Below are 22,531 nucleotides of genomic sequence, written 5' to 3'. Positions count from 1 at the left end.
TGATGCAGTGACTGATTTTGAATAAAATTGGTCGTTTGCGCAATATGGGCGAGCATAGATAGCTATCAAATAAATAGCGATTGATCGCCGCGCAGTTAGAAGTCGCCGCCATCGGGCGCGCTGATCTGGCTGTAGCGCTGGATGTGGCCTATCTTTTGCCCCAGCACAGTGCGGTGCCGGTTTTGACATCCAGGCTGTACACGCCGGGCAGCGGCTTGGCCGAGACCAGAGTCACGCCGGTATCGGTGTAGCCGCTGACCTTTTGGCCGGAATTGGCATATTTCACGCCGGCAATCACGCCCAAGGACGCCATCTTCAGCGGATATTGCTGCGCGGTGGCGGCGATGATGCCGGCGCCCACGTCCCGGATGCCGTCGCAGCCGCCGTCCACCGAGACGATCATCACATCCTTTTCCTTGCCGGCGGCCTTCAGCGCCTTGTAGGCGCCTGCCGCTGCGGGCTCATTGATGGTGTAGACCAGGTTGATGGCCGGGTTTTTCTGCAGGCAGTTTTCCATGCCGGTCTGGCCCTTGGCCGCATCGCCAAAGCTGTCGGCCATGCAGACCACTTCGGCCGGCTTGGCCAGGTCGTTGCTCTTGGCACCCTGCGACTGCAGGCCAAAGCCCTGCAGGAAGCCGTTGTGGCGCTGGGCGCCCACCGGGTGGCCGGGGAATAAATCCAGAGTTGCAATGACTGGCGTCTTGCCATTCAGGGCGGCCTTGGCGTACTGGCCGATGAGCACGCCGGCCTTGTAGTTGTCGGTGGCAAACAGGCCATCGACGGCGCTGACCGGGTCGGTCGGGCTGTCCAGGGCAATCACCATGACGCCCTTTTCCTGGGCTTTCCTGATGGCCGGAATGATGGCCTTGGCATCGCTGGGCGTGATCAAGATGGTCTTGACCCCGGCCGCCACCATGTTTTCCATGGCCGTGATCTGTCCGGCGTTGTCCCCGTCGGTCTTGCCGGCAGCGCTGATCACCTTGACGCGCTGTTTATGGGCTTCCAATTCAGCACCTTCCTTCATCTTGACGAAGAAGGGGTTGGTGTCGGTCTTGGTGATCAGGCCGATCACGACGTTATCGGCGGCAAAGATGCTGGAAGCGGCAAAAGCCAGAGTGGTCAGGGCCAGGGCTGCGGTGGAATTTTTCATGGTGTCTCCTCGTTAAGGAAGGATGGCGGTTATGTGTTCTGGGCTTGAAGCCTTGGGGGCTTGGCGCGTAACGTTTGGGCGCCTCCGAACTATAGTGGAGATGGACTTACTAAATAAAGTTACTTTAGTTATCGGAAACCCTGAGACCGCCCAAAAATTGCCGCCAGCGGCTGTCTGGCGTGAAAGGGCAGGCCGGTTCACTGGTGCGGCTCGGCCGGCCGCGCTAGGCGCTTGCCTTGAGGAACAGATCCCGGTCGGGCGCAAAGTTTCCGTGCAGCGGCAGCAGGGCGCCGCCCAGCGCCCGCGCATCCGGGCCGATGCTGCCTTCGAGCAGGGTTGGCGGCCACAGGCCTTCCCAGTTGTAGGCCGACAGGGCCAGGCGGGTGTGCTCCATGAGCCGCTGCAGCAGCGGCCTGCAAAACGAGCCGTCCAGGACGATGGCGTCAAGGTCCAGGAACGCCGTGCCGCTGACGATGCAGTGCGCCAGGGCATTGGCCGCCGGCGTGATCCAGGCGGTCGTTTCTTCCTCGAACGGCGCCTGCATGGCCCGCTCGTCGTAAGCGGCGGTGGCGTCCAGTCCACGCGCTTCAAATCGCTGCTCCAGTTCCCAGAGCGAAGCCTGGTGAACCAGCTGCTCCGGCCTGGCTTCGCCGGGCCGGGCGACATTCAGCGGCACCGACGCGACGGCCCCCGCATTGCCATGCAGGCCGGCATGCAGGTGCGAATTGATCACCAGCCCGCCGCCGACGAAAGTGTCCACGAACAAATATAGAAAACTCTTGAGGTCGCGGCCCCGCCCGGCCACCAGCTCGGCCACGCAGGCGGCCGAGGTGTCCTTGGCAAAGCTCACCGGCAGGTCGGTCATGGCTTGCACTTCGGCTTTCAGGTCGATCTGGTTCCAGGTGTCGGCCTGCGCATCGGACAGGCCCAGCATCCGGTGCCAGCCGCCGAGCTGAAAGGGTGCGGCAATGCCCACGCCGACCAGCCGGGAGCCCTGGTCGCCAAGCCCATCGCGCAAGGCATTCAGGTTTTTGCCCAGCGCCGGCAGCAAGACCCCGGCATCGGGAAAAGCATAGGCCAGTGACTTGCGCTGGCGCACCCGGCCGGTGAAGTCCACCAGCAGCCAGTCGGTGTTGCGCCGCCCGATCTTGATGCCGATGGAAAACGCGCCATCCGGATTCAGCGCCAGCGGGACCGACGGCTGGCCGATGCGGCCGCGCACCCGGTCGTGCCGGATCAAGAGCCCGTCCTCATCCAGTCGGGTGGTGATCAGGCCGATGGTCTGCGATGTCAGCCCGGTCAGGCGGGCCAGGTCGGCTTTGGGCAGGCTGCCGTTCTGGCGGATGGCCTGCAGCACCACCCGTTCGTTGAACTGGCGCATGCCCACATGGTTGGAGCCGCGCGGGCGCAGAAGCGGGGGAGCCTGGTCTTTGGTCATGGGCGTAGAGTTTCGCCGATAACGCCTTTGCGCAAGATAAAGTTGCCAAAAGGCTGCAATTCGCCGGTCACCACAATCGCGCAGGCCTTTTGCACGCGTTCGTAGAACGCATAGCGCTCCACCGGCTCGGCCTGCTGGTGGGGCAGCAGGCTGTCCTTGAGCAAGTCCAGCACCTCGCGCTGCAAGGCCGACAGGTAGGGCGGCTCTGTGCTTGATACCTGCATGAAAGCCACCGGATGCGCCACATCGGCGGCCAGCGGCAGCAGCGCATTGATGGCCTTGACCACCTGCGCCATGCCGGCGCCGGGCAGCCGGATGACCGGCTTGCCCGCGCCCAGGCTCAGGGCCGTGAAGTTGGCATCGGCCAGCAGCACGGCCTCGTCATGGCCCATTTCCATCAGCAGCTTGAGCAGCTCGGGCGTGATCAGGGGATCGATGCCTTTAAGCATGGAGGGCCTCCATGCGTTTGCCGGGTTCACGCATGGGCTTCCTCCGGCAGCTCGCTGGCCGACTTGGCGCCGGTCATCACCGCCACCGTGTCGCTCATGCTGATGTATTTCGGGTTGACCACGGCGGCGCGCTTGCCCAGCCGGGCAATGTGGATGCGGTCGGCCACTTCGAACACATGCGGCATGTTGTGCGAGATCAGCACCACCGGCAGGCCCTTGTCGCGCACGCGGCGGATCAGTTCGAGCACCATGTTGCCTTCCTTCACGCCCAGCGCGGCGGTCGGCTCGTCCATGATCACCACATGCTGCGCAAACGCCGCTGCGCGCGCCACGGCCACGCACTGGCGCTGGCCGCCCGAGAGCGTTTCGACCGCCTGCGTCATCGAGCGGATGCCGACCTTCAGGTCGTTCATGCGCGAGATGCTTTCCTCCAGCATTTTTTTCTTGTCCAGCAACTGCAGGAACTGGCCGAAAAAACCGGGGCGGCACAGCTCGCGGCCCAAAAACAGGTTTTCGGCAATCGTCATGGCCGGCGCAACGGCCAGGTCCTGGTACACGGTTTCAATGCCGGATTTGCGCGCATCCATCGGACTCTTGAAGTGAATCGGCTGGCCGTCCAGAAAAATTTCGCCTTCATCGGGAATCGTCGCCCCCGACAGGCACTTGATCAGCGAGGACTTGCCGGCGCCGTTGTCGCCGATCACCGCCAGGATCTCGCCGGCCCGAAGTTCAAAGTCGGCGCCATCAAGCGCGGTGACCTGGCCGTAGCGTTTGACCAGGCCCTTGGCCTGCATCACGATTTGAGGTTGAGTGTTCATTAACGTACTCCCTTGCGAGACATCTGGTCAGTGGTGACGGCAAGAATCACCAGAATGCCGGTCACCAGAACCTGGTAAACCGAGGAAACGCCCATCAGCGTCAAGCCATTGCGAAACACGCCCACGATCAAGGCGCCCACCAGCGTGCCCAGCAGCATGCCGCGCCCGCCAAACAGGCTGGTGCCGCCCAGCACCACGGCGGTGATGGCGTCCAGGTTTTCAGTCTGGCCGGCGTTCGGGTCGCCGGCACCGGTGCGGGCAACGGACAGCAACGAGGCAATGCCATAAAACAGGCCAGCCAGCACATACACGCCCAGCAGCACCCGGTCGGTCGCGATACCGGTCAGGCGGGTCGCTTCGGGGCTGTTGCCGACGGCATAGATATGGCGGCCGGGGGCTGTTTCGCGCAGCCAGAGCCAGGTCGCCACATAAAGGGCCAGCATCAGCACCACGCCATAACCCATGGAGGTATTGCCGATGGTGAAGGTGTTGCCCAGGAAGGTCATGCCGGCCGGAATATCGGTCACGGTTTGCGACTGGGAATACAGCTGGGTGATGGCAAAGGCGATGTTCAGCGTGCCCAGCGTGACGATGAAGGGCGGCAGCTTGATGCGCGTCACCAGCAGGCCGTTGATCAGGCCGAACAGCATGGTCACCGCCATGCCGCAGGCAATCGCTACGGGTGTGGGAAGGCCGAAGTCGGCCGACAGCTTGGTCATCACGATGCCGCCCAGCGCCATGACCATGCCGCAAGACAGGTCAATGCCGGCCGTCAGGATGATCAGCGTCTGCCCGATGGCAATCACGCCCACCACCATGACCTGCTGCATGATCAGCGAGAAATTCTGGAGCGTTAAAAATCGTTCGTTCTGGGTTGCGAAGAAAACGCAGGCCAGCAGCAAGGCAATAAAAGGCCCCAGTTTCGCAATGGAGGGTAATTTTGAAGTGTTCATGTCGTGGCATGGCTTGTGAGGGTAAGGGTTCGCGAGGGAACCGACGCAAGCCCCGGTGTGACGGGGGCCTGCACGTTACCCGTTACCCGTCAGGTGACGCGCAACAGGCTCAATAGGCTTGAATCGCCTCAGTCCTGAAAAGTTAGAACAGGTGGCTCACGCCCACGGCGTAGAGGCTGGTATTCAGGCGCGGCAGGACCGGGTAGGTGGTCCGGGTGGCATGGTAGCCGGTGTACAGGAACGTACGCTTGGACAGCGCATACTGGGCCGCCAGGCTGACGCCCTTGCGCTTGATGTCACCGGCGGCGACATTGTCGGTTGAGCCAGCGACGCCACCCGAGACCGACAGGAGGCCAGACACCGGAACGGTCGCGCCCAGCGTCCAGTCGCGGGTTTTCAAGTCATTCTGCGATTGACGCCCAACGCTGGCCTGCAGCGTGGCCATGCCAAAGTCGTAAGTGGCATTCAACATGGTGAATTTTTTCGTCGGAACCGAGCCGTTGACCCGTTCGGTCTGATGGCCCAGGCCGACATACAGCGGACCGCCGGCGTATTTGACATTCAGGGCGGCAACCCTGCCGGCATTGACCGTGGCGGTCTTGTTTTCGCCCATGCTGTAGCTGGCCGCGCCGCTGAAACCGCTCACATTCGGCGTAAAGTAGATCACGGAATTACGCGGGTTGTAGGTGTAGCCGCCAATGGCTCCGCCATAAAAAACACCGCTGTTCGGCGACAGGCCCGAGTCCCAGGCCGCGTTGGACGCGCCTTTCATTTCATCGAAAGCCGACCAGACCTTGCCCAGCCGCACTTCGCCGAAACCGCCCGACAAGCCCACATAGGCATTGCGGCTGAACATCTGGTTAAGCTTGGTCTGGCCGTCCTGGCTGTCTTCCAGGGAAGAGCCATTGTCAACATTAAAGCCCTGTTCCAGCAGGAAACTGGCTTTCAGGCCACCGCCCAGGTCTTCCGTTCCCTTGAAGCCAAAGCGGCTGGTATTGAGCAGGCCACTGTCAACTTTCGTTTGCGTCACGGAGCCGTTCTTGACGACACCGAACGAAGCGTCGGCAATACCGTACAAGGTCACGGAGGATTGGGCCGTCGCCGCGCCAGAGACAGCCACCACGGCCAGGGCGATCAAACTTTTTTTCATGAAAATCTCCAAAAAATAAAAACTGCTTGCAAATCGGTTGCAAGGCTCCGCAAGAACCATCCTGGTTTTGCAGGGGCCTGCAGGTGTGAACCGTTGCCCGTCAGGTGACGCGCAACCGGCTCAAGAGGCTCAAACCACAGCGTTGCGGCTGGGTGAGTGAGGGGGAGGGCTGCTTACTTCTTGCCCCAGCACAGGTCCATGCCGGTTTTGACATCCTTGCTGTCCACGCCGGGCTGGGCCTTGGCGGCGATCAGGGTCACGCCGGTATCGGTGTAGCCGCTGACCTTCTTGCCGGTCTTGGCATATTCCACGCCGGCGGCAACGCCCATGGCGGCCATCTTCAGCGGGTATTGCTGCGAAGTGGCGCTAATGACACCGGCGCCCACGTCCTTGACGCCGGCGCAGCCGCCGTCCACCGAGACGATCACCACGTCTTTTTCCTTGCCGGCGGTCTTCAGTGCCTTGTAGGCGCCCGCCGCTGCGGGCTCATTGATGGTGTAGACCAGGTTGATGGCCGGGTTCTTTTGCAGGCAGTTTTCCATGCCGGTCTGGCCCTTGGCCGCATCGCCAAAGCTGTCGGCCATGCAGACCACTTCGGCCGGCTTGGCCAGGTCGTTGCTCTTGGCGTCAAGCGACTGCAGGCCAAAGCCCTGCAGGAAGCCGTTGTGGCGCTGGGCGCCCACCGGGTGGCCGGGCAGCAGGTCGAGCGTGGCGATGACGGGCTTCTTGCCGCCCAGGGCGGCCTTGGCGTACTGGCCGATGAGCACGCCGGCCTTGTAGTTGTCGGTGGCAAACAGGCCATCGACGGCGCTGACCGGGTCGGTCGGGCTGTCCAGGGCAATCACCATCACGCCGTTTTGCTGGGCTTTCTTGATGGCCGGGATGATGGCCTTGGCATCGCTGGGCGTGATCAGGATCGTTTTGGCGCCAGCCGCAATCATGTTTTCCATGGCCGTGATCTGTCCGGCGTTGTCGCCGTCGGTCTTGCCGGAGCCGCTGATGACCTTGGCGCCCAGTTTTTTGCCCTCGGCCTCGGCGCCTTCCTTCATCTTGACGAAGAAAGGGTTGCTGTCGGTCTTGGTGATCAGCCCGATCACGGGTTCGGCCGCGAACGCGCTGGAAGCGGCAAAAGCCAGAGCGGTCAGGGCCAGGGTGGCGGTGGACTTTTTCATGTTGTCTCCTCGTTAAGGAAGGATGGCGGTTTCTTGATGTCGGAGTTAAAAACCCCGGGGTTTACGCTTTACGTTTGGGCGTGTCCGAACTATAGTGGAGACTGACTAACTAAATCAAGTTACTTTAATAATGGAAAACCCTGAGACAACCCTAAAAATTGCAACCGCCGGCGAAGCCCTGATTGACCTGATCGGACGGCCTGACGGCCTGTTTGACCCGTGCCTGGGCGGTTCGGTGTTCAACTTCACCCGCGCCATGGCGCGCCAGCAAATCGGCACGCTCTACCTCAATCCCTTGTCTGGCGACCGATTCGGCCGCCGGCTGGCGCAGGCGCTGGCGGCCGACGGCGTGCAACTGGCCCGCCCGGAGCCGGTGCCCCAGCCCACCTCGCTGGCCGTGGTGGCCCTGAGCGAGGCTGGCCACCCCGACTATGCGTTTTACCGCCAGGGCGTGGCGGACCGGGCGGTATCGGCCGAAGGCCTGATGCGTTCATGCGACGCGGCGCCCACGCTGGAGATGGTCTGCAGCGGCTGCCTGGCGCTGGCCCCCGAAGATGCGCAAATTTACCTGCCCTGGCTCGCCGCCTGCCGTCAGGCCGGAAAAACCGTGGTGGTCGATGCCAACCTGCGCCCCTCGGTCATGCCCGACATGGCCGCCTACCGCCGCCATGTGCTGGCCGCCTTGCAGCTGGCCGACGTGATCAAGGCCAGCGACGAAGACCTGGGCCACCTGGGCATCGCCGGCAGTACCCCGCTGGAGCAGGCGAAAAACCTGCTGGCCGGCACCAATGCCCACCTGATGGCCCTGACGCTGGGCGGCGAGGGTGCGTGCCTGCTGACGCGCGGCGGCCAGGTCTGGCGTGCCCGCGAAGCCGCGCCGGTGAAGGTGGTCGATACCGTGGGCGCGGGCGACTGCTTTTTGGCGGGGCTGCTCACGGCCGTGCTGCTGGAGAAAGACCTGGTGCTGGCGCAACTGGCCGATGCGCCGGCCCGCCGCATCGTGTCGCACGCCCTGGCCAGCGCCACGCTGTGCGTGATGCAGCGCGGCTGCGTGCCGCCCAGCCGGGACGAAGTGCTGGCCCGGATGCGCGATTTTCCGTGCCAGCTTACTGCTGAAACAAGCGTCTGACGCTGGGGTGTCCGGCGTTAAAAGGCTGGCTGGATGACAGGTGCGGCTCAGTCAGCAGCCGGCATTCTGGACCCTCTGCTCGTAGAGTTCCAGAGGGAGTCCATCGGGATCAGCGAAGAAGACAAAGCGCTTGTTCGTATAGTCGTCCAGGCGGATCGCTTCGACGGCGATGCCCATTGATTCCAGCTTCTTCTTGCACTCGTCTACGTCGTCAACCTCAAACGCAAGATGACGCAGGCCCCGCGCTTCCGGGTAGGACGGACGTTCAGGAGCCCCAGGAAAGGAGAAAAGTTCCACTTGGGTTCCGTCCGGAAGTGCGAGGTCCAGCTTGTAGGAGTTGCGCTCTTGGCGATAGTTTTCCGCCAGTATTCGCAGGCCAAGGCATTCGGTGTAGAAGCGCTTCGAGGCTTCATAGTCCGAGCAGATGATGGCTGCGTGATGAATGCGCTTCAGCATATGCGAATGAGGGCTAACGTGGAGGTAACTGACCTGCGCGGCTTTTCGCGCAGATCCAGTTGTCCGCCGGGTTATGCGTATGGGGTTCGACGCTGTAGACATGGTGGCCATGTTGCCAGCGCGTGGTACCCGCGTATTCACGAATGAAAGTAAAACCAAGCTTCTTGATCATGGCGAGACTTGCATGATTCATTGGGTCCACTATCCCGACGATACGTTGCGCACCCAATGATGAAAAAGCGACTGCAATTAGCGCCGACGTAACCTCGGGTCCAAAAGCCTTGCCCCAGAACTTGGAGCGAAGCAGGAGCCAAGCTTCCCACTCATGTTGCTGTGGCGTAGTTAAGAAGCCGCAGGCGCCGACGAATTCGTTTGTTTCGGGAAGAACAATGCAAAGTGGTCGGTCTATGTCAGCCGCCCCCCGTTGGTGTCCAGCCCACCACGCCTGAGCCGTCCGTTTCAATGGCCCGTTCATGTGCTACCGCACCTTCGGACTTCTATATAGAGCAGACCAACTGCGCATGTCCGAGCGGACAGCATCTCGAATAACAAGCCTTGGCGTGATGATTGGGAGCGGGAGGTGATAGTCAGCCATACGCATAACGATCAGCGTTTATCTGCCGCGCCACGATGCCTGCCAGGGGCAACGGAGCCAAACGCGGCGGATAAACCTCGTTGGACTGAACTGCCGCCCTGAACAGCAGGCGCTCGGTGACGGCAAGAGGGGTTTGTAAGGTTGCGGTGCGTGGGCATGCACAAATTATGACCCGGCTCTGTGCCGCCGGCTTGCGTGCCAATGCTGTAACACAGCCATGCGCGCTGTCATACTGACTGCAACAGCCCTTCGCTTGCCCGCAAGGCAACACTGGCACCATGACTTTCAAGGAGTATCGACAACATGCCAAAGCATTCCCGCTTCAATCGCCTAGCCAGCTTTCTGCTGGGCTGGGCCGTGGTCGCCTGTGCTGCCGGGCTTCCACCCGCCGCGCTTGCCGCAGGAAAGGCTGCAGCGCATCACTCCGCGTCGTCACGGCACGCCAAGTCATCCGCGAAGGTGACGCTGGACTTGTCGGGCCGCAAGCGCGTTGGCAAGGCATCGGTTTATTCAAAGAGGCTGGCGGGCAGGAAGATGGCGGACGGCACCCGGATGAAGCTGCACGACGACAACGCCGCGAGCAAGACGCTGCCGCTCGGCACCACCGCGAAGGTGACCAATCTGGAAACCGGCCAGAGCGCGAAGGTCACCATCCAGGACCGGGGGCCGCATGTGAAGGGCCGGATCGTGGACCTGTCTCCCGCCACGGCGCGCAAGATCGGAATCGCGAAAGACAGCGGCGTGGCCAGGGTCAGCGTTGAGCCCATCGCGATTCCGATGCCTGATGGCAGCGTCAAGCATAGCGCTGGCGCAAACGATGCGAAAAGGAACAAACCCGCTTCTGGCAAGCAGGGCAAATAGCAAGGCTATTGATTGATGGCGGCCATTCAATTCAGGCCGCCACCTGTTCAGCCGGCTACCTCACTCAGCGCACTTCCTTGAGCGAAGCAAGGTCCACATCGCCGCTCTGGCTGCTAAACCGCAGCGTGCCGCCATGGCCGCCTTGCGCCTGGCTCACGCCCGAGATGCGGTGCTCGCCAGTGTCGTATTGCGACACCTTGCCGCCTTGCTCGACCGCCAGGCGGCGCTGCTCGGGGAAGAAGGCGTAGCGCACGCCGTTCTGGCTGCCGCTGCTCGAAGGGCTGGAAAGCCCCTTCGGCCACCAGCTTGAATCGGGCGCCTCCATGGGTTTCATGGGGGCCATGGGAGCCATCGGCTTCATGGGTTCCATGGGCATTAACTCCGTGGGCCGCCCTTGCGGCGCAGCACCAGCGCTGCGAGCAGCGCGCCAGCGGCGGCGCCAATGGCCACCGCCTTGAGGGGTTCATCGGCGATGCGGCGGGAAGCCGTCGCTTGAAGGTCGGAAGCCCTGGTCTTCAGGGTGCCGAGTTTCTCGCCCGCCATGCCGCTTGCATTTTTCGCGTAGCTGCGTGCCGTTTTCCACGCATCGCCAGCGATCTCCTTGGCCGTCCCCAGGGCTTCGCGCCCGGCGGCTTTGGCATCGTCGATGGTGGGACGGAGCGCTTGCACGGTGTTTGCGCCTTTTGCCTGCGCCTCGCTGGCGAATCCGGTTTGACTGGCCCCGTCAGTCATCGGCGAGGGGGTTTCAGTGTTGTCTGTCATAAGCATTTTCAAATCCTCCTGGCAACAGTGCCAGTGGATATTTGAATGCCGCTGCCCAGGAATCCTTGTGGGTTGACCTACCGTTCAACTGTAGGCTGAAGGTTTCCCGGTGCTTCGGAAACGGTGAACCGGCGCAAGGGTTCGAGGGTGAAAGACAGTGAACAGGCCGCGCTTGAACGAGGCGCTGCATCGGCATGAATCGACTGGCGGGTTTGAAGCAGGATGCTATGTTTTATATAGCTTCTTGCGCCCGCTGCTATTGCGCAAATGGCCAATTCGATGATGAATTGGCAGTGCCGGCGCGCTGTCCAGGCTTACTGCTGGGGACGGGTTGGGTCGTGCTTCATCTTGCCCAGAAACAGGCGCAGGAAAAACGCGCCCATGCCAATCATGAAGGCGATGCCGCCAATGCTCATGAGGCCATAGTCGGTGGAAAACAGGTCGGTCAGCAGTTTCATGGAATAGCTCCAAGGGGTTTAAATCGTTTAATTTGTTACGACTATCCCCCTGTCGGGCGCGTGGGATTCTGATCCTGGTCAACAGTTGGCTGCATGCCGGATTTTTTAAGGCATCGGGGCCAGCGCGCTGGCGTGAATCCCTTTACATTCCGGCCTGCCAGCCGCCGCCCAGCGACTGGATCAGGGCCACGGCGGTGGTCTGGCGGTCGGCCATGGCCTGCACCAGCGCGCGGCGGGCGTTCAGCGCGGTGGCCTGGGCGGTGATGACTTCGGTGTAGCTGACCTGGCCGCTGCGGTAGCGGTTGAGCACCTGCTGCTCGACCTGGTCGGCGGCTTCGGAGGCCTGGCGGCGCAGGTCTTGCTGGGCCAGCAGCACGCGGGTGGCGGCGAGCTGGTCTTCAACGCCCTGGAACGCCGTCAGCACGGTTTGCCGGTAGCGCGCCACCGCCTGCGCATGCGCCGCTTCGCTGCCTTCGACGCGGGCGCGGGTGGCGCCGGCGTTGAACAGCGTTTGCGCCGCCGACAGGCCGAGCGACCAGACGCTGCTCGAAGCGCTGAACAGCTCGGCCACGCGGCTGGCGCCGAATCCATACGAGGCGCCCAGCGGCAGGCTCGGGTAGTAGGCGGCTCTAGCGATGCCGATCTGTTCGTTGGCCACGGCCACGCCGCGCTCGGCGCTGGCAATGTCGGGGCGGCGCTGCAGCAGGGTGGACGGAACACCCACCGGAACCTCCGGCACCACGGGCTTCCAGGCGGCGGGCGGCAGCGAGAAATTGCCGGGCGCTTCGCCGACCAGCACGGCAATGGCGTGTTCCAGTTGGGCGCGCTGGCGGAAAAGCCCGGCGTCGTCGGCCTGCGCATTGGCCAGCTGGGTTTGCGCCTGCAGCACATCGGTTTTGGCGGCAATGCCGGCGCTGTAGCGGTTCTGCGTGATCTCCAGCGTGCGCTGGTAGCCGGCCAGAGTCGTTTCAAGCAGCGCTTTCTGGGCATCGGTCTGGCGCAGCGTCAGGTAGTTGATGGCCAGTTCGCCCTGGGCCGACAGCCGGGCCGAGGCCAGGTCGGCGGCGCTGGCCTGGGCGCTGGCCGAACTGCTTTCGACCGCGCGGCCCAGGCGGCCCCAGACATCGGGCTCCCAGCTCGCGCCTATGCTGAGCTGGTAGCTGTTGCCGGTGCGCCCGCCGCTGCTGGCGCTGGAACTGCTCGAACTGCTGTGTGAACGGTTGGCGCCTCCGTCCAGCGTGACTGTGGGAAACAGCGACGCGCGCTGCTCGCGCATCACGGCGCGCGCCTGCGCATAGGCGGCCACGGCGGCGGCGACGTTCTGGTTCGACACTTCGACGCGCGCGGCCAGCCCGTCGAGCACCGGGTCGCCGAAGAGCAGCCACCACGGGCCGCGCTCCAGCGCATCGGCCGGGGCGGCGGCGACCCAGCCCTCGGCTTCCTTGAAGGCGCTGACCTCTAGCGTCGCGGGACGCTGGTAGTCGGGGCCGACGGCGCAGCCGGCCAGCAGCAGCGCCAGTGTGAAGGCGCAAAGAACCGGCGTGCGGGCTGGATAAAAATTCTTCTTCAGATGCATGGCGTGCCTTATTGCGGTTGCAGCGGACGCGCTGCGGGCGGCTCGTCGGACGGCTCGTGGGGATGGCGGCTCAGGTGGCGCTCGGAGGCGCTGCGGCGGCGCAGCTTGTCGAGCAGCACATAGACGACGGGCGTGGTCAGGAGCGTCAGCAGCTGGCTGGCGATCAGCCCGCCGATGATGGTGATGCCCAGCGGCCGGCGCAGCTCTGCCCCTTCGCCAAAGCCGATGGCCAGCGGCAGCGCGCCCAGAATGGCGGCCAGCGTGGTCATCAGGATGGGCCGGAAGCGCAGCAGGCAGGCTTCGCGCACCGCTTCGACGGCCGACAGGCCGCGCGCGCGTTCGGCGTCCAGCGCAAAGTCGATGATCAGGATGGCGTTTTTCTTGACGATGCCGATCAGCAGGAAAATGCCGATCAGCGCGATGATGGACAAGTCCATCTTGAACAGCAGCAGCGCCAGCAGCGCACCCACGCCGGCCGACGGCAGGGTGGATATGACCGTCAGCGGGTGGATCAGGCTTTCGTACAGGATGCCCAGCACGATGTAGATCACCACCAGCGCCGCCAGTATCAAGAGCGGCTGCTCGCCCTGCGACTGCTGCGCGCTCAGCGCCGTGCCGGAAAAACTGCCGCGCACGTTGTTGGGCAGGCCGATGGCCGCTTCGGATTCCCTGACGGCGGCCTGCCCATCGCTGAGCGTGCTGCCGGCGGCCAGGTTGTAGGAAATGGTGGTCGAGAGTTCGCTGTCTTCATGGCTGATCGACGCGGCGGCGGAATTTTCGCTGAAGCGGGCAATCGCCGACAGCGGCACCATGGTCGTGCCCGAGGCGCTCAGCGCCTGGCCGGACGACGCGTCGCGCAGCGCCGGATTCACGATGCTGGCGGCGCTGGCCGTATTTTTCGCCGGCACATGGATGTCCTTCAGCGCCTCGGGGCTGCCGATGTAGCGCGGCGCCACCTGCATGACGACCTTGTACTGGTTCAGCTCGCCGTAGATCGTGGCGACCTGGCGCTGGCCGAAGGCGTTGTAGAGCGCGTTATCGACATCGCGCGAACTCACGCCCAGCCGCGCCGCGCTTTCCTTGTCCACCGTCACCATGGTCTCGACGCCGTTTTCTTCCTGGTCGGTGTCCACATCAAGCAGCGCGCTGGCGCCCTTCATCTGCTCGGCCAGCCGTGTCGCCCATTTTTTCAGGTCGGCGGCGTTGTCGCTTTTCAGCGTGTACTGGTAGGTGGAATTGCTCTGGCGGCCGCCGCCGCGCAGGTCCTGCACCGGGTTCAGGAACAGGCTCACGCCGGTCACGCGCGCCAGTTGCGGACGCAGCCGCGCAATCACCGCCTGGCCCGAGTCGCTGCGCTGCGCGGCCGGCTTGAGGTTGATGAACATGAAGCCGCCGCCCGCGCGCGAGCCGCCGGTAAAGCCGACCACGGTATCGACCGCTGGGTCGGCGCGGATGATATCGACCAGCTGCTGGAGCTTGCCCTGCATCGCCTGGAAGGAAATGCTGCGGTCGGCGCGCAGGCCGCCGTTGATCTGGCCGGTGTCTTGCTGCGGAAAAAAGCCCTTGGGTGCGGCGATGTAGAGATAGACATTCAGCCCGATCACGGCAAGCAGGATCAGCATGACCAGCAGTTTGCTGGCCAGCGCCCAGTCGAGCGCAATTTCGTAACCGCGCAACACCCGCTTGAAGGCGTTTTCAAAGGCCCGCGAAATGCGTCCGGGCGGCTTGGCGGCTGACTGCGGCTTGAGCAGCCAGGCGCACATCATCGGCGTGGTGGTGAGCGAGATCACCAGCGAGATCATCACCGCCGCCGACAGCGTGACGGCGAATTCGCGGAACAGCCGGCCGGTCTGCCCGCCCATGAACAGCAGCGGAATGAACACCGCCACCAGCGACAGGCTGATCGAGAGCACCGTAAAACCGACTTCGCGCGCGCCCAGCAGTGCGGCCTTGAAGCGGTCCATGCCGGCTTCGATATGGCGGCTGGTGTTCTCCAGCACCACGATGGCGTCATCGACGACAAAGCCGGTGGCCACCGTGAGCGCCATCAGGCTCAGGTTGTTCAGGCTGAAGCCCAGCAGGTACATCACGCCAAAGGTGCCCAGCAGCGACACCACGGTCGCCACGGCGGGAATGAAGGTGGCGCGCGCGCTGCGCAAAAAGGCGCTGACCACCAGCACCACCAGCGCAATCGAGATCAGGAGCGTGACCTCGATCTCGTGTAGCGACGAGCGGATCGAGTTGGTCGAGTCCGACGCCACCCGCAGCTCCACATCCTGCGGCAGCTGCGCCTGCAGCTCGGGCAGCAGGGCGCGCACGCCATCGACGGTGGCGATCACGTTGGCGTCGGGCTGGCGCGTGACCAGCACGATGACCGCCGGCTGGCCGTTGAACAGGCCCAGCGTGTTGGTGTTTTCCACGCCGTTGCTGACTTCGGCCACGTCGCTCAGGCGGATCGCTGCGCCGTTGCGCCAGGCGACGATCAGCCCCTGGTAATCGGCCGCGCGCAGTCCGCCCGAAGCCGTGCTGCCGGTGGCATAGATCTGCAGGCGCTGGCCGTTGCCTTCAATCGCGCCGCGCGGCCGGTTGGCGTTGGCGGCCTGCAGCGCGGCGCGCACGTCTTCCATGCTGACGCCGTAGCGGTTCAGCGCGAACGGCAGCAGCTCGACGCGCACGGCGGGCAGCGAGCCGCCGCCCAGTTCCACGTCGCCGACGCCGGACACCTGGGCGATTTTTTGCTGCACCAGGTTGGAGACTTCGTCGTAGATCTGGCCCGGCGAGCGGGTCTTGGAGGTCAGCGCCAGGATGATGACCGGCGACGAGGCCGGATTCGCCTTGCGGTAGGTCGGGTTGCTGCGCAGCGTGGCGGGCAGGTCGGCGCGCGAGGCGTTGATGGCGGCCTGCACTTCTCTGGCGGCGGCGTCGATCTTGCGGTTCAGGTCGAACTGCAGGCTGATGCGGGTCGAGCCGGCGCCGCTGCTGGAGGTCATTTCGTTGACGCCTGCGATGACGCCTAGCCTGCGTTCGAGCGGCGTGGCGACGCTGCTGGCCATGGTGCTGGGGCTGGCGCCGGGCAGGGAAGCGCTGACCGAGATGGTTGGGAAATCGACCTGGGGCAGGGGGGCGACTGGCAGGACGAAGAAGGCGCCTATGCCTGCCAATGCGAGGCCGATGGTCAGCAGGACGGTGGCGATGGGGCGGTTGATGAAGGGGCTGGACAGGCTCATGGGGTTGCTCCTGTCGTTGGCTTTGTTTTGTTTCCGTGTTGGGTTAACTTGGCTGGGTTGGGCTGGCCGGGGGTTGCCCGGCGGCAAGTAACTTTCTTTTGCTTCGCCAAAAGAAAGTCACCAAAGAAAAGGCGACCCGGCTGTCTGGGTCCCTTCGCTGCGCTACGGGCAACCTGTGAGCGCCAGCAAAAACGGGGGTCCGCGCAAACTCGCCTGCGGCTCAAACAGCGCGCGGCCCTGATCCCGTTTTTCCTGGCGCTCACAGGCCCAGTCAGAACGGGACTGGCGGGAGCGGGTTCGGATTCGGGGAGGCCCCCATCCCAGCCTTCCCCCAGCGGGGGAAGGAGCAAAACGGGGAGAGTTGCGACGAGGCGATTGCCTGTTTTTGCATCAAAAGTGGCTCTAGCGCAAGCAGCGCGTGCGCAACCAGCTATTGAATTCGTAGCATTTAGGGTTTGGGCTGAAGCCTGGGCGCGGTGGCTGTTTGGCTGTTCGGCTGTTCGGACTTCATTCCCCGATTGCCCCGTTCTGTCTGAGCCTGTGATGCCTGAGAAAAACGGGATCAGGGCCGCGCGCTGTTTGAGCGTAACGCAGTGGAGCGAGTTTGCGCGGACCCCCGTTTTTCTCAGGCAGCGCAGGTTGCCCGTAGCGCAGCGAAGGGACCCAGACAGCCGGGTCGCCTTTTCTTTGGTGACTTTCTTTTGGCGAAGCAAAAGAAAGTTACTTGCCGCCGGGCAACCCCCGGCCAGCCAGCCCACGCAGCGAAAACCGCTATCAATTAAATAGCTACCAGCGCAAGCAGGAAAAGCACAAACCCCATAAAAAGCATAAAGATCAGACAACAGAAGCATCCACCCGCTCCTTCCGCCCAACACGCCGCCCCAGCCGGTCAAACGCCAGGTAAATGACAGGCGTCGTGAACAGCGTCAACACCTGGCTAACGATCAAGCCGCCAAAAATCGCCAGCCCCAGCGGCCGCCGCAACTCCGCGCCTTCGCCAAAACCCAGCATCAAGGGAACGGCCGCAAACAGCGCCGCCAGCGTCGTCATCAGAATCGGCCGGAAGCGCAGCAGCGCCGCCTGGTGAATCGCCTCCTGCGGCGACTTGCCCTGGTGGCGCTCGGCGTCAATCGCGAAGTCGATCATCATGATGGCGTTCTTTTTCACGATGCCGATCAGGAGGATGATGCCGATGATGCCGATCACGCCCAGATCCGAGCCGCTCAGCATCAGCGCCAGCAAGGCGCCCACGCCCGCCGACGGCAGCGTCGAGAGAATCGTCATCGGATGCACGTAGCTTTCATACAGCACGCCCAGCACGATATAGACGCAAACCACCGCCGCCAAAATGAGCCACAGTTGGTTGGAAAGCGACGACTGGTAAGCCCCGGCCGCGCCCAAAAAGGTCAGCGTCACACTGGCCGGCATGGCGATGTCCTTGGCCGCCTGCTTGACCTCATCGACCGCCTTGCCCAGCGACACGCCGGGCGCGGTGTCAAAACCCAGCGTTGTTGCCGGGTACTGGGCGACATGGGTGATCTGCAGCGGCGCGGGCTGCTCGGTGATGCTGGCAATCGACGACAGCGGCGTGGTCGTGCCGGCGCCGGTTTTCAGCGGCAGGTTGCCCAGTGAGGCCGGCGTGGCCAGCGCGTCGGGCAGGGCTTCCAGGATCACGCGGTACTGGTTGGTCTCGGTGAAGATCGTCGAGACGATGCGCTGGCCAAACGCGCTGTACAGCGCATCGTCAACCACCGAAGCGGCAATGCCCAGGCGCGACGCCGTGTCGCGGTCCACGTTGATGAAGGCCGCCGTGCCCTGGGCGCCGGCGTCCGACACCACGTTGCGCAGGCTGGCGGACAGCGCCATGCGCTCGGCCAGCTTGTTAGCCCATTCGACCACGACGCCATTGCTGGCGCCCTCCATCGACACGCGAAACTGCGTCGGGCCGGTTTCGGCGTCAATCGTCAAGTCCTGCGTCGGCTGCAGGTACAGCGTCACGCCGGCGACCCGGCTGGCGCGCTCGCGCAGCCGGTCCATGGTTTGCTGCTGGCTGCCGGTGCGTTCCTTTTTCAGGTTGATGAGCATGCGGCCGGTGTGCAGCATGGTGTTGTTGGCCGCATCGACGCCGATGAAGGAACTCAGCGCGTCCACGTCCGGGTCCTGCAAAATTTCCCGCGCGGCCGCCTGCTGCAGTTCGGCCATGCGGGCATACGACACCGACTGGGCGGTTTCGACCTGCGCCTGCAACTGGCCGGTGTCCTGCGTCGGAAACAGCCCCTTGGGAATCAGCACGTACAGCAGCACGGTCAGCAGCAAGGTCGCCAGCGCCACCACCAGCGTCGCGCCCTGGTGCCTGAGCACCCAGGTCAGCGACTGGTCATAGCGGACGATGACGTTGTCCAAAAAGCCCCCACGCTCCCCGCTTCGCGTGGTTCGCTGCCCCCCGAGGGGGCCGTCCCGTCTGCGGCCTGGCAAAGCCAGTTCCGCGACCGGTGCTTGCACAGGCGGGGAGGTGCCGCGCTGGGGCCTCGCCTTCAGCAATTTGGCGGACATCATTGGAACTAAAGTCAACGACACCACCGCTGAAATCAGGATGGTGATGGCCAGCGTGATGGCGAATTCGCGGAACAGCCGTCCCACCACGTCACCCATGAACAGCAGCGGGATCAGCACCGCAATCAGCGACACCGTCAGCGAGATGATGGTGAAGCCGATCTGCTTGGCGCCCTTGAGCGCGGCGAACATCGGCGACTCGCCTTCCTCGATGTAGCGCGAGATGTTCTCGATCATCACGATGGCGTCATCGACCACGAAGCCGGTGGCAATCGTCAGCGCCATCAGGCTCAGGTTGTTCAGGCTGTAGCCGAGCAGATACATCGCGCCGCAGGTGCCGATGAGCGAAATCGGCACCGACAGGCTGGCGATCACGGTGGCGCGCAGGTTGTGCAAGAACGCAAAAATCACCAGCACCACCATCAGCACGGCCAGCAGCAGCTCGATCTCGACATGCAGCACCGAAGCCCGGATGCCGGTGGTGCGGTCGCTCAGCACATCGACGCGCATCGAGGTCGGCAGGCCGGCCTGCAGCTCGGGCAGGCGTGCCTTGATGGCGTCCACCGTGGCAATCACGTTGGCGCCGGGCTGGCGCTGAACGTTCAGGATGATGGCCGGCACCAGCCGCCGGCCGGGCGTGCCGAGGCAGTCACCCGGTTCATCGGGTGATGCCGATGCGCCTGGCGCACAGGCGATGCTGGCCCAGGCGCCGAGCTGGGTGTTCTCGGCGCCTTCCACGACCCGGGCCACGTTGGAAACGCGAACCGCCGCGCCGTTGCGCCAGGCAATGATCAGGTTCTGGTAGTCGCTGGCGGCCAGCAACTGGTCGTTGGAATTGATCGAATACGAGCGCGTCGGGCCGTCGATGCTGCCCTTGGCGCCGTTGGCGTTGGCGGCGCTGATGGCCGTTCGCAGCGCATCGAGCCCGAGGCCATAGGACGCCAGCGCCCGCGTGTCGGCCTGGATGCGCACGGCCGGGCGCTGGCCGCCGCTGAGCGCGACCAGCCCGACGCCGTTCACCTGGCTGATCTTCAGCGCCAGCCGGGTGTTGACGATGTTCTGCACTTCGGTCAGCGCCAGCGTGCTTGAGGTGATGGCCAGCGTGAGCACGGGTGCATCGGCCGGATTGACCTTGGCATACACCGGCGGCGCGGGCAAATCAGCCGGCAGCAGCGAGCCGCCGGCGTTGATGGCGGCCTGCACCTGCTGCTCGGCCACGTCCAGCGCCAGCCCCAGGCCAAACTGCAGCGTGACGATGGACACGCCCGCCGTGCTGGTCGAACTCATGCGGCTCAAACCGGCCATCTGGCCGAACTGGCGCTCCAGTGGCGCGGTCACGGTCTGCGCCATGACCTCGGGGCTGGCGCCGGGGTAGAGCGTCTGCACCTGGATGGTCGGGTAATCGACCTGCGGCAGGGCCGACAGCGGCAGCAGCCTGAAGCCGACCAGCCCCGCCAGCACGATGGCCAGCATCAGGAGCGCGGTGGCCACCGGCCGCATGATGAAGGGGCGCGACGGGCTGGCGGTGGACGGCTCCTCGCGCCCGTCAAAAGCCTCGGGCGCGCCGGATGACGCGCCCGGCGTGCTGCTTGGGTCGTGCGGGCTCATGCGCCCTCGGCTTGCGAAGCGCGCCGATGGCGTTGCGGGCTGGAGGCGCCGGCTGCCGGTGCGGACACCGGCGATTCGGCGGCTGCGGAAGCGCCCGGCCTGGGGCCACGCGGTGAACCGTCGGGCCGCTGGCGCTTGCCGCCGCCGTTCATGCCTTTGGGGCTGTCGCCCGGCAGCACCACCGATGCGCCGTCCTTGAGCCGGTCGGCGCCTTCGGTGATGACCTGCTCGCCCGCCTTCAGGCCGGAGGCGATTTGGATCTTGTCCGCCGTGGCCTGGCCGCGTTCTACCTTCCGCAGGCTGACGGTGCGTTCGGCCGCATTGACCACATACACATAGTCGCCGGCATTGCCGTGGCGCAGCGCCGCCACCGGCACCGTGACTGCGTTTTCAATCGTGCGCAACTCCAGCCGCACATTGACGAACTGGCTGGGGAACAGCGCCAACTGGCTGTTGGCGAAACGCGCCTTGGCCTTGACCGTGCCGGTCGTGGTATCGACCTGGTTGTCCAGCGAGGCGAACATGCCGGCGTCCAGCGCGCTGGCGCGGGTCCGGTCGAGCGCGGTGACCTTCATGGCCGTGCCGGCCACGGCGGCCTGCTGCAGTTCGCCGGCCTGGTCCTGCGGCACGGCAAACACCACGTCAATCGGGCTGACCTGCGTGATGACCGCAATGCCGTTGGCGTCGCTGCTGCTGACCACGTTGCCCACATCGATCGTGCGCAGGCCGACGCGTCCGCTGATGGGCGCGACCACGCGGGCATAGCCCAGGTTTAGCCGCGCCGTGCCTTCATTGGCCTTGTCGATCACCACCGTGCCTTCAAGCTGCTTGACCAGCGCGGCCTGGGTATCGACCTCCTGGCGGGCAATCGAGTCCTGCCCCAGCAGCGTCTTGAAACGCTCAAGCGTGACGCGGGCGCTGGCCAGCTGCGCCTCGTCGCGCTGGCGCTGGCCGCTGGCCTGCATCAGCGCGAGTTCGAACTGGCGCGGATCGATGGTCGCCATCAGGTCGCCGGCGCGCACCATCTGGCCTTCCTTGAACAGCACTTTTTCCATCACGCCCGAGACCTGCGGCCGCACCTTGACGGTGGCCTGCGGCGTGACCGTGCCCAGGGCTTCGAGGAGGATGGGGATGCGGGTGCTTTCGGCCGTGGCCACGCCGACGGTGGTGGCCGGTGCGCCGCGCCGCCCGCCGGCCGCGCCGGGTCCGGCGGCAGCGCTTGCTGGCGTGGCGGGATGCGTCAGGTGCCAGGCCAGCCAGCCGGTGCCGCCCAGCGCCAGAACGGCCAGCAGGCCGCCGACGACGCGCGCGCGGCGGCTCGGGCGCTTGGCGGGTGTCGCGGGAGCCGTCCTGGCGGGGATGGGCGGAGTCGTCACTTGGGGGTCCATCAGCGGTCCTGTTGCATGCCGCGACAGGGTGTCCGGCGCGGCATTTTGATGTGTGGTGTTCGATGACATGAGCCATCTGGCGCCCCGGTCTGAATGCCGTGGCGCATCGCTGAATCAGCGCCAAATAATTATCCCTGCAAGCGCACCGGGAAGATGTAGTCCGGGAAATAGGCAGGTAAACCTGCTGTAAAGCCGCTCCTTAAAATTCACGCTCCTGTATTGAGCGAAAGAACCGACGCATGAGTGACTCCCTCGACTCCCTTGAATCAACCGCTTCCGGCCTGCGCATCTGCCGGGCCGACTACCGCAACCCCGTGCATGCCGACGCACTGGTCCGCCTGCTCGACGCCTACGCGCAAGACCCGGCCGGAGGCGGCGAAGCGCTCAGTGCATTTGCCAAGTCAAATCTGGTCAATGAACTGGCGGCGCGGCCCCAGGCTTTCAGCGTGCTGGCGTTTTCCGGCGATGAAGCGGTGGGCCTGGTCAACTGCATCGAAGGCTTTTCAACCTTCGCCTGCCGCCCGCTGGTCAATATCCACGACGTGGCGGTGCTGGTCAGCCACCGGGGCCAGCGCGTGGCCGAACAGATGCTGGCGCTGGTGGACGAGATCGCCCGCGAGCGCGGCGCCTGCAAGCTGACGCTCGAAGTGCTTGCCGGCAACGCCAGCGCGGTGCGGCTGTACGAGCGCGTCGGCTTTGCCGGCTACCAGCTGGACCCGGCGATGGGCCGGGCGCAGTTTTTCCAGAAGTGGCTGGCGTGAAGCGGGCCGGCAGCAACTATCAAATAG

The 22,531-nt window shown here is 64.4% G+C and carries 19 protein-coding genes; 3 read left to right on the top strand and 16 right to left on the bottom strand.

The window, feature by feature from the left end; genetic code table 11:
• Positions 1-148 precede the first annotated feature (148 nt).
• The 7 genes from PNAP_RS13025 to PNAP_RS12995 all read right to left on the bottom strand — a co-directional run bounded on the left by PNAP_RS13025 (position 149) and on the right by PNAP_RS12995 (position 7,130).
• Complete coding sequence (locus tag PNAP_RS13025) at positions 149-1,150, bottom strand: sugar ABC transporter substrate-binding protein (protein WP_011801987.1); 1,002 nt, start codon at positions 1,148-1,150, stop codon at positions 149-151.
• A gap of 223 nt (positions 1,151-1,373) precedes the next feature.
• Positions 1,374-2,588 (bottom strand): ROK family transcriptional regulator, encoded by a 1,215-nt coding sequence (locus tag PNAP_RS13020; protein WP_011801986.1) that lies wholly within the window; start codon positions 2,586-2,588, stop codon positions 1,374-1,376.
• Positions 2,585-3,037, bottom strand: a complete 453-nt coding sequence (locus PNAP_RS13015; RefSeq protein WP_011801985.1) for an RbsD/FucU family protein — start codon at positions 3,035-3,037, stop codon at positions 2,585-2,587. The genes PNAP_RS13020 and PNAP_RS13015 overlap by 4 nt, the downstream gene beginning before the upstream one ends.
• A 26-nt stretch (positions 3,038-3,063) precedes the next feature.
• Complete coding sequence (locus PNAP_RS13010; RefSeq protein ID WP_011801984.1) at positions 3,064-3,855, bottom strand: ATP-binding cassette domain-containing protein; 792 nt, start codon at positions 3,853-3,855, stop codon at positions 3,064-3,066.
• Positions 3,855-4,808, bottom strand: a complete 954-nt coding sequence (locus tag PNAP_RS13005; protein ID WP_011801983.1) for an ABC transporter permease — start codon at positions 4,806-4,808, stop codon at positions 3,855-3,857. The genes PNAP_RS13010 and PNAP_RS13005 overlap by 1 nt, the downstream gene beginning before the upstream one ends.
• Positions 4,809-4,950: 142 nt before the next feature.
• On the bottom strand, positions 4,951-5,958 hold the full coding sequence (locus PNAP_RS13000) for a porin (RefSeq protein ID WP_011801982.1): 1,008 nt from the start codon (positions 5,956-5,958) through the stop codon (positions 4,951-4,953).
• 173 nt (positions 5,959-6,131) lie between these two features.
• A complete protein-coding gene (locus PNAP_RS12995; protein WP_011801981.1) occupies positions 6,132-7,130 on the bottom strand; it encodes a sugar ABC transporter substrate-binding protein in 999 nt (332 codons plus the stop codon).
• A 130-nt stretch (positions 7,131-7,260) separates the two neighbouring features.
• On the opposite strand from PNAP_RS12995, the gene PNAP_RS12990 reads away from it, so the two are divergent.
• Positions 7,261-8,259, top strand: a complete 999-nt coding sequence (locus PNAP_RS12990) for a PfkB family carbohydrate kinase (protein WP_011801980.1) — start codon at positions 7,261-7,263, stop codon at positions 8,257-8,259.
• Between the two features lie 51 nt (positions 8,260-8,310).
• On the opposite strand, the gene gloA2 is transcribed toward PNAP_RS12990, so the two are convergent.
• Positions 8,311-8,715, bottom strand: coding sequence for an SMU1112c/YaeR family gloxylase I-like metalloprotein (gene gloA2, locus PNAP_RS12985; RefSeq protein ID WP_011801979.1), 405 nt, complete (start codon positions 8,713-8,715; stop codon positions 8,311-8,313).
• 13 nt (positions 8,716-8,728) lie between these two features.
• Positions 8,729-9,190 carry a GNAT family N-acetyltransferase gene (locus PNAP_RS25690; RefSeq protein ID WP_083758043.1) on the bottom strand — a complete coding sequence of 154 codons (462 nt, stop codon included), beginning with the start codon at positions 9,188-9,190 and terminating at the stop codon, positions 8,729-8,731.
• 423 nt (positions 9,191-9,613) lie between these two features.
• On the opposite strand from PNAP_RS25690, the gene PNAP_RS12980 reads away from it, so the two are divergent.
• A complete protein-coding gene (locus tag PNAP_RS12980; RefSeq protein ID WP_011801977.1) occupies positions 9,614-10,171 on the top strand; it encodes a septal ring lytic transglycosylase RlpA family protein in 558 nt (185 codons plus the stop codon).
• Between the two features lie 64 nt (positions 10,172-10,235).
• Here PNAP_RS12980 and PNAP_RS12975 read toward each other — a convergent pair whose 3' ends face one another.
• From PNAP_RS12975 to PNAP_RS12950, 7 genes are all read right to left on the bottom strand, one after another.
• Positions 10,236-10,541, bottom strand: coding sequence for a hypothetical protein (locus tag PNAP_RS12975; RefSeq protein ID WP_011801976.1), 306 nt, complete (start codon positions 10,539-10,541; stop codon positions 10,236-10,238).
• A 5-nt stretch (positions 10,542-10,546) separates the two neighbouring features.
• On the bottom strand, positions 10,547-10,933 hold the full coding sequence (locus PNAP_RS12970; RefSeq protein ID WP_041376697.1) for a hypothetical protein: 387 nt from the start codon (positions 10,931-10,933) through the stop codon (positions 10,547-10,549).
• Positions 10,934-11,247: 314 nt separating this feature from the next.
• On the bottom strand, positions 11,248-11,391 hold the full coding sequence (locus tag PNAP_RS25685; RefSeq protein ID WP_083758042.1) for a DUF3149 domain-containing protein: 144 nt from the start codon (positions 11,389-11,391) through the stop codon (positions 11,248-11,250).
• A gap of 142 nt (positions 11,392-11,533) precedes the next feature.
• Positions 11,534-12,967 (bottom strand): efflux transporter outer membrane subunit, encoded by a 1,434-nt coding sequence (locus PNAP_RS12965; protein ID WP_011801974.1) that lies wholly within the window; start codon positions 12,965-12,967, stop codon positions 11,534-11,536.
• Between the two features lie 8 nt (positions 12,968-12,975).
• Positions 12,976-16,194, bottom strand: coding sequence for an efflux RND transporter permease subunit (locus tag PNAP_RS12960; protein WP_011801973.1), 3,219 nt, complete (start codon positions 16,192-16,194; stop codon positions 12,976-12,978).
• Between the two features lie 834 nt (positions 16,195-17,028).
• On the bottom strand, positions 17,029-20,220 hold the full coding sequence (locus tag PNAP_RS12955; protein ID WP_408633757.1) for an efflux RND transporter permease subunit: 3,192 nt from the start codon (positions 20,218-20,220) through the stop codon (positions 17,029-17,031).
• A 131-nt stretch (positions 20,221-20,351) separates the two neighbouring features.
• Positions 20,352-21,743, bottom strand: coding sequence for an efflux RND transporter periplasmic adaptor subunit (locus PNAP_RS12950; RefSeq protein ID WP_011801971.1), 1,392 nt, complete (start codon positions 21,741-21,743; stop codon positions 20,352-20,354).
• Between the two features lie 239 nt (positions 21,744-21,982).
• On the opposite strand from PNAP_RS12950, the gene PNAP_RS12945 reads away from it, so the two are divergent.
• Positions 21,983-22,504, top strand: a complete 522-nt coding sequence (locus tag PNAP_RS12945; protein WP_011801970.1) for a GNAT family N-acetyltransferase — start codon at positions 21,983-21,985, stop codon at positions 22,502-22,504.
• The last annotated feature ends 27 nt before the right edge of the window (positions 22,505-22,531 follow it).

The organism is Polaromonas naphthalenivorans CJ2 (genome assembly GCF_000015505.1).
GTDB classification, from domain to species: Bacteria; Pseudomonadota; Gammaproteobacteria; order Burkholderiales; family Burkholderiaceae_C; genus Polaromonas; species Polaromonas naphthalenivorans.
The sequence above is the reverse complement of the archived record's forward strand: the minus strand, read 5'-3'. Positions and strand labels throughout refer to the sequence as shown.

What these genes read in the sequence shown, in the direction of transcription:
- PNAP_RS13025 (WP_011801987.1), bottom strand. Translation starts at nt 1,150, where the DNA reads ATGAAAAATTCCACCGCAGCCCTGGCCCTGACCACTCTGGCTTTTGCC.
- PNAP_RS13020 (WP_011801986.1), bottom strand. Translation starts at nt 2,588, where the DNA reads ATGACCAAAGACCAGGCTCCCCCGCTTCTGCGCCCGCGCGGCTCCAAC.
- PNAP_RS13015 (WP_011801985.1), bottom strand. Translation starts at nt 3,037, where the DNA reads ATGCTTAAAGGCATCGATCCCCTGATCACGCCCGAGCTGCTCAAGCTG.
- PNAP_RS13010 (WP_011801984.1), bottom strand. Translation starts at nt 3,855, where the DNA reads ATGAACACTCAACCTCAAATCGTGATGCAGGCCAAGGGCCTGGTCAAA.
- PNAP_RS13005 (WP_011801983.1), bottom strand. Translation starts at nt 4,808, where the DNA reads ATGAACACTTCAAAATTACCCTCCATTGCGAAACTGGGGCCTTTTATT.
- PNAP_RS13000 (WP_011801982.1), bottom strand. Translation starts at nt 5,958, where the DNA reads ATGAAAAAAAGTTTGATCGCCCTGGCCGTGGTGGCTGTCTCTGGCGCG.
- PNAP_RS12995 (WP_011801981.1), bottom strand. Translation starts at nt 7,130, where the DNA reads ATGAAAAAGTCCACCGCCACCCTGGCCCTGACCGCTCTGGCTTTTGCC.
- PNAP_RS12990 (WP_011801980.1), top strand. Translation starts at nt 7,261, where the DNA reads ATGGAAAACCCTGAGACAACCCTAAAAATTGCAACCGCCGGCGAAGCC.
- gloA2 (WP_011801979.1), bottom strand. Translation starts at nt 8,715, where the DNA reads ATGCTGAAGCGCATTCATCACGCAGCCATCATCTGCTCGGACTATGAA.
- PNAP_RS25690 (WP_083758043.1), bottom strand. Translation starts at nt 9,190, where the DNA reads ATGAACGGGCCATTGAAACGGACGGCTCAGGCGTGGTGGGCTGGACAC.
- PNAP_RS12980 (WP_011801977.1), top strand. Translation starts at nt 9,614, where the DNA reads ATGCCAAAGCATTCCCGCTTCAATCGCCTAGCCAGCTTTCTGCTGGGC.
- PNAP_RS12975 (WP_011801976.1), bottom strand. Translation starts at nt 10,541, where the DNA reads ATGGAACCCATGAAGCCGATGGCTCCCATGGCCCCCATGAAACCCATG.
- PNAP_RS12970 (WP_041376697.1), bottom strand. Translation starts at nt 10,933, where the DNA reads ATGACAGACAACACTGAAACCCCCTCGCCGATGACTGACGGGGCCAGT.
- PNAP_RS25685 (WP_083758042.1), bottom strand. Translation starts at nt 11,391, where the DNA reads ATGAAACTGCTGACCGACCTGTTTTCCACCGACTATGGCCTCATGAGC.
- PNAP_RS12965 (WP_011801974.1), bottom strand. Translation starts at nt 12,967, where the DNA reads ATGCATCTGAAGAAGAATTTTTATCCAGCCCGCACGCCGGTTCTTTGC.
- PNAP_RS12960 (WP_011801973.1), bottom strand. Translation starts at nt 16,194, where the DNA reads ATGAGCCTGTCCAGCCCCTTCATCAACCGCCCCATCGCCACCGTCCTG.
- PNAP_RS12955 (WP_408633757.1), bottom strand. Translation starts at nt 20,220, where the DNA reads ATGCTGGCCATCGTGCTGGCGGGGCTGGTCGGCTTCAGGCTGCTGCCG.
- PNAP_RS12950 (WP_011801971.1), bottom strand. Translation starts at nt 21,743, where the DNA reads ATGGACCCCCAAGTGACGACTCCGCCCATCCCCGCCAGGACGGCTCCC.
- PNAP_RS12945 (WP_011801970.1), top strand. Translation starts at nt 21,983, where the DNA reads ATGAGTGACTCCCTCGACTCCCTTGAATCAACCGCTTCCGGCCTGCGC.